The organism is Gordonia sp. i37 (assembly GCF_002043085.1).
Lineage (GTDB): Bacteria > Actinomycetota > Actinomycetes > Mycobacteriales > Mycobacteriaceae > Gordonia > Gordonia polyisoprenivorans.
Genome location: NZ_MVPX01000487.1, coordinates 1 through 7,835 on the forward strand (window position 1 = coordinate 1; position 7,835 = coordinate 7,835).

General features: G+C 67.1%; 7 protein-coding genes and 1 pseudogene. 5 read left to right on the plus strand and 3 right to left on the minus strand.

The features are described 5' to 3' along the window. Together B1964_RS23615 and B1964_RS23620 are read right to left on the minus strand one after the other, a co-directional pair. A pseudogene (locus B1964_RS23615) lies at positions 1-811 on the minus strand (13E12 repeat family protein); the annotation flags it as partial. Between the two features lie 503 nt (positions 812-1,314). Further along, positions 1,315-1,734 carry a hypothetical protein gene (locus tag B1964_RS23620; protein WP_079931506.1) on the minus strand — a complete coding sequence of 140 codons (420 nt, stop codon included), beginning with the start codon at positions 1,732-1,734 and terminating at the stop codon, positions 1,315-1,317. Between the two features lie 14 nt (positions 1,735-1,748). Between B1964_RS23620 and B1964_RS23625 the strand changes: the two genes are divergently transcribed. From B1964_RS23625 to B1964_RS23640, 4 genes are all read left to right on the plus strand, one after another. Next, complete coding sequence (locus B1964_RS23625) at positions 1,749-2,948, plus strand: histidine kinase (protein WP_079931507.1); 1,200 nt, start codon at positions 1,749-1,751, stop codon at positions 2,946-2,948. After that, entirely contained in the window at positions 2,945-3,586 is a 642-nt protein-coding gene (locus B1964_RS23630) for a response regulator transcription factor (protein ID WP_079931508.1), read from the plus strand. The genes B1964_RS23625 and B1964_RS23630 overlap by 4 nt, the downstream gene beginning before the upstream one ends. A 126-nt stretch (positions 3,587-3,712) precedes the next feature. Further along, a complete protein-coding gene (locus B1964_RS23635) occupies positions 3,713-4,468 on the plus strand; it encodes an ABC transporter ATP-binding protein (protein ID WP_006368724.1) in 756 nt (251 codons plus the stop codon). Next, a complete protein-coding gene (locus B1964_RS23640) occupies positions 4,465-5,835 on the plus strand; it encodes an FtsX-like permease family protein (protein WP_020173100.1) in 1,371 nt (456 codons plus the stop codon). Before B1964_RS23635 ends, B1964_RS23640 begins: the two co-directional genes overlap by 4 nt. A 29-nt stretch (positions 5,836-5,864) precedes the next feature. Here the strand turns inward: B1964_RS23640 and B1964_RS23645 are convergent, their stop codons facing one another. Then, positions 5,865-7,085 (minus strand): FAD-dependent oxidoreductase, encoded by a 1,221-nt coding sequence (locus tag B1964_RS23645; protein WP_014361940.1) that lies wholly within the window; start codon positions 7,083-7,085, stop codon positions 5,865-5,867. Positions 7,086-7,223: 138 nt separating this feature from the next. Here B1964_RS23645 and B1964_RS23650 point away from each other — a divergent pair. Continuing rightward, a partial coding sequence (locus B1964_RS23650) for a polyprenyl synthetase family protein (protein ID WP_172398947.1) occupies positions 7,224-7,835 on the plus strand: 612 nt, incomplete at its 3' end.

Below are 7,835 nucleotides of genomic sequence, written 5' to 3' on the forward strand. Positions count from 1 at the left end.
CTTGTCCGCATTCGCAGTCGAGGTGCGCTCCCGGCACACCGGTGATCTCCCCGAGGGCGATCCCCCGCCTCGGCCCGAGACGACGCGGGTCCTTACGGCAGGTGCGCTCATCGATCAGCGCATTGATCTGCGTTGTGAGGAACACCCCATAATGCGCGGGAACAACCGCACCCAGAGAGGAGTGCCCCGCAACGTCGGGGGTGATGGTCACGTGTCCCACCAGATCGGTGAGGGTGTCACGGTCCTCGATGACACTGTCGGGGTTCATCGAAATCAGCGCGGCGTCGAGCTGTTGCGACAGCACCGGATCCGTCGTGGCGCGGGACCCGTAGTCCAGGACAATCTCTTCGAACGACATCTCGGACTCGTCACCGGTGTCGACGCTGTCGCTGTCGGTGTCGGTGTCCGCGCCACGTTGGGCGGCGCGCGCCATGATCGAGGCCCGGTTGGTGGACAGTTCCCCGTTCAGGTAGGCGGCGCGGATGAGCGGGAACTTCTCCAACAGATCCGCCAGAGCAATCCAGCTGCCGGCTTTGCTGCGGGAGACCTTGAACTGCAACGACACTTCGGCGCGGGCGAGTTTGTCGGCATGTTCGATCACCGAACCCCACACCTCGACCTCGGACTGACCCGCCAAACGCTCGCGATACACCCGCTCCGCCAGCGCGGCGGCAGCCAGGACCGTCCGGGCTTCGTATTTGCGGGACTCGCGTAGCAGGTCCGGGCCGGTCTCGGTGAGCTCATCGCGCGACATGGCTGCGATCGCGGCGGCGTCGGCATCCGGATCGGTGAACGTCAACACACTCGACATCGGAACAACCTCCCCTCCCGCGATCGGACTTGATGAGAACAAGTGTACGAAGGGGTACCGACAAAACCGGTCCGATGATCGCCGGACCGGGGAAATCTGTGGACAACTTTTTCGCGCGCGTCGATCGGGCGCTCTGTTGCGTCGAGTGGGTAGTGGATGTGGTTGCGATACTTGTTATCTCACCAGGGTCTCGAGGCTCGCCGCACGCGGCTCGCACCTCGACCATCGGGGGAAGGGGCGACCATCGGGGGAAGGGTGGACCATCGGTCAGGAAATGCGCCGTCGTTCTACTTCGGACCTTTCCATCCGATGGTCGAGGTGCCGAGGAGCGCCAGCGACGAGGCCTCGAGACCACTCTCGCCGATCATTGTTCGCATCACCCGCCGAGCTGGAACCAGCACCGGCACAAGCGGTCTCGAGGCTCGCCGCACGCGGCTCGCACCTCGACCACCGGGGGAAGGGTCGACCATCCGGGGAAAGGAGGGCATCCGCTCGTCGGAAGACTAACCGAATTGGCCCACTGCGAAACCGATGACAAGTACTGTCACACCACCGACCTCACCGAGGATGAGTGCGGCCATCGATAGGCGTAGGGCTCGGTCGGGGTGCGCGAACTGATTGGTGGTGTCGCGACGCATGCCGTGCCCGATGTAGGTGAGGATTGCGCCGAGGAAGAACACGATTGGGATGCCGGCGGCCACGAGATCGAGCCACGCGGGCCACGCGCTGAACTGCACGAGCGCGGCAAGCAGGGCCGTGGCAAAGGAGTACATCAGCGCCGCACGGTGGGCGATGTCGACGTAGGGATGCGCGAGGTGATCGGGGGCGGTCAGCATCTGCTGGTACTTCCACACGCCGAGGACCAATGCCAGTAACAAGATCAGACCGGCGACGAACAATACGATCGCGGCCTCGGTGCTCATGCGATCATCGTGCCATGCGCGATCCGCTCTCCACCGGTGGTCTGACCCGTCGCGGGTTGATCATCGATGTGGCGATCGCGGTCGTGTTCGCATTGGTCGCCATCCCGATCCACCTCGGGCAATCCACGTCGGCCGCGGTCACCGCGGGCGTCGTGTCGATCGCCTTGGCGCTGCGTCGGCTGGCACCCAGCGTGATGATCGTGCTGGCCCTGGCCTCGGCGGCGGTGCAGGTATCCACCGACCAGATCGCGGTGGTCGCCTCGCTGGCCTACTTCCCACTGTTCGCCACCGTCGGCGGACATCCCGATCGTCGGGTGCGGTTCGGTTCCCTGGCGGTGGCGATCGCCGGATGTGTCGTGGCCGGTTGGGAATTCCCGCACGCCTACGTCGACGCCGCGGGCAACGCGGTCGCCATCCGACTGTTCGGATTTGCCGGTGCGGCCATCGTCGTCATCGGCGGCTGGGCTTTCGGTTTCATCCGCTACCAGCGCCGCATGGTGCAGCAGGCGTCGGTCGCCGAGACCATCGCCGAACTCGAGCGCAAACGGCTACTCGATCTCTACGACGAACAATCCGAGCGCACCAGGCTCGCGCGCGACATGCACGATGTGGTGGCACACTCCCTCGCTGTGGTCGTGGCACAGGCCGAAGGTGCCCGCATGCTGCTCGACGCCGACCCGGACGCCACACGGAAGGCGTTGCACGTCATCGCCGATACCGCGCGAGGAGCGCTCGGCGACGTCCGCGGGCTCCTCGAGCAACTCCGCAATGAGGATGTGTCGTCGGCGTCGCGGTCGGATCGCGACATCCTTTTCGACCGGATGCGGGCGGCCGGCATGACCATCGACACCCAAGAGACCGGGAACGACGAATCGGTTGACGCGAACATCACCCGAGTCGCAGGGCGCGTGCTCGGCGAAGCACTCACCAACGCCCTCAAGTACGGTGACCTCGCTGTACCCGTCGTCGTGCGTATCGAGTGGACGCGCGGATGCTCGATGACGGTGCGGAATGCGCTGTCGGACAATCCCTTGGCCCCGGGCGGCGCGGGACAGGGTATCGCGGGTATGGCCGAGCGGGCAGCGCAGATCGGCGGAACGCTTCGCAGTGCCCGCGACAACGACGACGGGTGGCTCGTCTCCTTGCAGATCCCCGCACCGCACCCCGATACGACGCGAGAGAACCACGAATCCGGAGGGACGCAGACCCTATGATCCGCATCGCCTTGATCGATGACCAACCGCTGTTCCGCGGAGGCATCGCCATGATCATCGGTAGCCAGGCCGACATGGAGGTGGTCACCGAGGAGTCGACCGCGATCGGCCTTGCCTCGGTGGTCCGCACCACCCGACCCGACATCGTGTTGATGGATGTGCGGATGCCCGGCGTCGACGGCATCACCGCCACCGCCGACCTCATCGCCGATCTCGGCGACGATGCACCGAAGGTGTTGGTACTGACCACCTTCGACACCGATGAGGCTGCCGCGTCGGCGATCGCCGCCGGTGCCAGCGGGTTCGTGCTCAAGGACGCCCAGCCCGACTTCCTCCTCGCCGCCATCCGCGCCGTCGTCGACGGCAGCCAGGTGGTCGCCGCATCGGCGACCCGTCGGTTGTTCGAGACACATCGGACACGCGCGGGAGAACCCGGCCCCGAGTACGCACAGTTGACCCCTCGGGAACGCGAGATCCTGGTGCGGGCCGCACACGGCCTGTCCAACGCAGAGATCGCCGCGGCCGAGGTGCTGTCCGAGGCCACGGTCAAGACACACATCTCCCGCATCCTCACCAAACTCGCTCTGCGCGACCGTGTTCAGCTGGTCGTGTACGCCTACGATCACGGCCTCGTCTGACCCGGGACCCCCGTCCTGCGCAGCCTGAGGTACATCTCCAGATGTACGACCGACCGACCTGCGATGTATCCGATTTCCACACCGCGGCCGACGATCTCACGGACACACGAACGTAGCGTCGAGCCCATGAACGCACCCCACACACCTGCCGTCGTCCTGCGCGACGTGTCACGCACCTACGGCGACGCCGCCAACCCCATCCACGCACTGCGTCACGTCTCTCTCGATCTGCATCGCCGCGAGTTCACCGCGATCATGGGACCCTCCGGGTCCGGCAAGTCAACGCTGATGAACGTCATCGCCGGACTCGACGACATCAGCTCCGGGCAGATCTGGCTCGGCGACACCCCGATCGCCGGACTCGACGACACCGCGCGAACCCTGCTGCGCCGCACCACCATCGGCTTCGTCTTCCAAGCCTTCAACCTGATTCCGACGCTCACCGCCGACGAGAACATCCGACTTCCACTCGTACTCGCCGGGATACGACCCGATGCCACACAGCAGGCGTGGATCGCACACCTCGTCGCGACGCTCGGCTTGCGCGACCGGCTCGATCACCTGCCGTCGGAACTATCCGGCGGACAACAACAGCGGGTTGCGATCGTGCGTGCTCTCGCATCCCGCCCGACGATCATCCTCGCCGACGAGCCGACCGGTGCCCTCGACACCCGCACGGGCCGAGAGGTGTTGACACTGTTGACCACCGCGGCCCGCGAATACGGTCAGGGCATCGCGATGGTCACCCACGACCCGGTGGCCGCGTCCTACGCCGACCGGATCGTGGTACTCACCGACGGCGCGATCGCCGGCGAGTACCGGGGTCTGAATCCCCGCCAGATCTCCGACCTGTTGATCGGGTTGCAGGAGGTTCCGGCATGAAGGCCACCTCAACGCGCCTGACCGTCGGGTCGCTGCGCGAGTTCGCCACGATCGGTGTGGTGTCGGCACTCTCGGCCACCTACGGCGCCGCCCTGGTCACCACGTCGCAGATGCTGTCGACGATCTCGGCGCACAAAGGCGGCTCCGCCGGGGCCGCCCTCGACGTCGTCGCCTCGGTCTTCATCATGATCGCCCTGTTCGTGTCGGCAATCGTCATCACCAACGGCGTCACCACCGTGATCGCCGGACGCCGCAACCAGTTACGGCTACTGCGGCTCATCGGCGCGAGTTCGGCACAGTTGCGTGCGAGCCTGACCCGGGCCGTCGCCCTCGACGCGGCCATCGGCGCCGTCATCGGGGTGATCCTGGGCACCGTCGGCACCGACATCACTCGAATCATATTGGTACACAACGGCACCATTCCCGGTCTCGACTATCCGTCGTTTCCACCCGGGGTGATCGTGGCCGGGCTCGCCGTCGTCGCCACCGCCGTGGTGGCTGCTCGGGTCGGCACCCGCGGCGTGCTGACCGGTATGGCAGCCTCCCCGGCACGAAGGGAGATCGGCATGGTTCGACGCGTCGTCGCCGCGGCACTGCTCCTGGCGGGTGCCGGTCTCCTCACGCTGGCTGCACTGTTGGGCGAGCGCGGCAGCCTTGCGGGTTTCGTTGTCGCATTCTTCGGTGCCGCAACATTTTCCGTCGGCGTACTGATCGGCGCACCGTTGATCGTGCCGAGCCTCGTGCGGCTGAGCGGACGCACTCTCGGCGCCGGCGCGCCGTCGGTGGTGGCCCGCAAGAACGCGGTCAGCGACCCGCACCGCACCACCCGGTCGACCCTGGGCCTGTTGATCGGGGTCACCCTGGTGACCACGATCGCGACCGGTATGGCTGCGCTGACCCGTTCGGTCGACAGCTGGGACCTGTCAGCCGCCAACGCTGCGGCCACCCGTGAGACGTTGTCGGTGATCACAGCGATCTTGATCGCCATGGTCGCCATCTCGGTGATCATCTCCGCGGTCGGATTCGTCTCGACGATGTCGCTCACCGTCATCGGGCGAACCCGGGAGATCGGCATGCTCCGCGCGATGGGATTCACGACGGGACAGATCCGTTCGATGATCTTCCGGGAGTCGCTGGCGATGTCGGGGACCGCGGTCGCAGCCGGCCTGGTACTCGGCATCGTGTTCGGGACGGTCGGCAGTCAGTCGCTGGTCGGAGCACTCACGTCCGGTATTCCGCTCGGATTGCCCTGGGCGGCACTGGCATCGATCATCGTGGGAACGTTCGCGCTGGCTCTGGTGGCGTCACTGCCGCCGAGTCGGCGCGCAGTGGCGGTGACCCCGGTCGATGCCCTGGCGGTGCAGTGATCCAGTGGTGCAGTGACCCCGAACGCGGTTCAGAGTAGCTGCGCCAGCGGCACATCGGCGTCCGCTGCGCGATCGAGATCGACGGGGCGGCCCGCGGTGATGAGCGCCTTGATGTCGTCGAGCTGATCCCAGATGTTGACCTGCATGCCGGCGAGCACCCGCGCATCGTCGGACACCCACAGCGCCACGAACTCGCGGGCCGCGACGTCGCCGCGCAGGATGACGGTGTCGTCGGCGCCGGCGAGTCCGGCGTATTCCATCCCGAGGTCGTACTGATCGGTGAAGAAGTACGGGAGGTTGTCGTACTCAGCCGACCCGCCCAGCAGATTTCGCACCGCAACCGCCGGCTGGTTCAGCGCGTTCGCCCAGTGTTCGGTTCGGACCCGCCGCCCAAGGACCGGGTGCTCGGCGTTGGCGATGTCACCGACGACGAAGACGTCGGGATTGCCACTACGCAGCCCGGCGTCGACGAGGACGCCACCACCGTCGATGTCGAGGCCGGCGGACTCCGCAGGCCCGAGCGCCGGAACCGCCCCGGCGGCGACGAGCACCGCATCGGCGTCGACGGTGGTGCCGTCGCCGAGCCGGAGGCCGGTGGCGAAGCCCTCGGTCTCGAGGATCTCCTGCACCTGCACGCCGGTACGCAGATCGATGCCGTGCTCGCGGTGCAGGTCGGCGAAGACCTGCGCAACCTCACGGCCCATCACCGTGAGCAACGGCAGTTCACCGACCTCGGCCACGGTGACCTCGGCCCCGCGCTGGCGCGCCGACGCCGCGACCTCAAGGCCGATCCATCCGCCACCGATGATCGCCAGCCGACGCCCGGGACCGATGTCGTCGCCGAGCGCGGTCGCCTCGTCGAGCGTGCGCAGATGATGCACGTGCGCAGCGTCCTCGCCGGGAAGATTCAGGTGTCGGGAGGACGAGCCCGTGGCCAGCACCAGCTTGTCGTACGGGACGGTCGAACCATCGGGCAGCACAACCCGTTTGGCGTCGGCGTCGACGCGCTCGACGGTGGTGCCCGGACGGAGGTCGATGTTGTTGTCGCGATACCAGTCCGCGTCGTGGACGGTGAACTCGGCGGGTTGCTTCTTGCCCGCGAGGAATTCCTTGGACAGCGGCGGCCGCTCGTAGGGCAGGTGGTCCTCCGCCCCGATCAGGACGACGTCGCCGTCGAAATCCTGTTCGCGCAGCGCCTCGGCGGTCTTGGCTCCAGCCAGGCCGCCGCCGACGATCACCACTGAGGTCATGGCGTTCCTACCTTCCTGGTGGGTACTCGTCCCACCGTACGCGCGCCCATCCGGGGTCGGACCGGCTCCGAATGGTCCATGAGCATCCTGTCCACCCGACCTGTCCTGTCCCGACCTGTCCCGTTCTGAGGAGGCCGAATGGATTCGTTGCGCGAGCATCCCGCATGCCGCGCGGCGGAAGTGATCCGCACGTGTGTCGACCGGATGCTGCTGGCCACCATCGACGGCCATGCGACGATCCTCACCGGCGTCGACCGGGACGTCGGGCGTCTCACCGACGCCATCCGCGCCGCCGCGATGGGCGGCAAGCGGCTGCGTGGGCAGTTCTGCGTCTGGGGCGCGCGGGTCGCCGCCGAGGTGAGTGGCACCGCCGGGGCCCCGAGCACGCCCGGGGTGTGGGAGACGGCCACCGCGATCGAGATGTTCCACCTGGCCGCACTCATCCACGACGACATCATGGACGGCAGCGACGCACGGCGCGGGATGCCGACGGTCCACCACTCCTTCACCGATCGGCATGTGGCCGAGCACCTGTCAGGGGACGCTCGGGCGCACGGGTCGGCGATGGCGATCCTCGCCGGCGACCTGTGCCTGATGTGGTCGGACGAGTTGCTCGGCGACGCCGTCGCCGACCTCGATCGCGCCACCCGATCAGTCGTCCGGTCGATGTGGTCGACGATGCGCGATGAGGCCTTCGCCGGGCAGACCCTCGACATGCTCGCACAGACGCGAGAAACCATCACCCGCCAA

Coding starts and splice junctions, on each gene's coding strand:
- B1964_RS23620 (WP_079931506.1), bottom strand. CDS start 1,734: ATGAGCACCGAGGCCGCGATCGTATTGTTCGTCGCCGGTCTGATCTTG.
- B1964_RS23625 (WP_079931507.1), top strand. CDS start 1,749: ATGCGCGATCCGCTCTCCACCGGTGGTCTGACCCGTCGCGGGTTGATC.
- B1964_RS23630 (WP_079931508.1), top strand. CDS start 2,945: ATGATCCGCATCGCCTTGATCGATGACCAACCGCTGTTCCGCGGAGGC.
- B1964_RS23635 (WP_006368724.1), top strand. CDS start 3,713: ATGAACGCACCCCACACACCTGCCGTCGTCCTGCGCGACGTGTCACGC.
- B1964_RS23640 (WP_020173100.1), top strand. CDS start 4,465: ATGAAGGCCACCTCAACGCGCCTGACCGTCGGGTCGCTGCGCGAGTTC.
- B1964_RS23645 (WP_014361940.1), bottom strand. CDS start 7,085: ATGACCTCAGTGGTGATCGTCGGCGGCGGCCTGGCTGGAGCCAAGACC.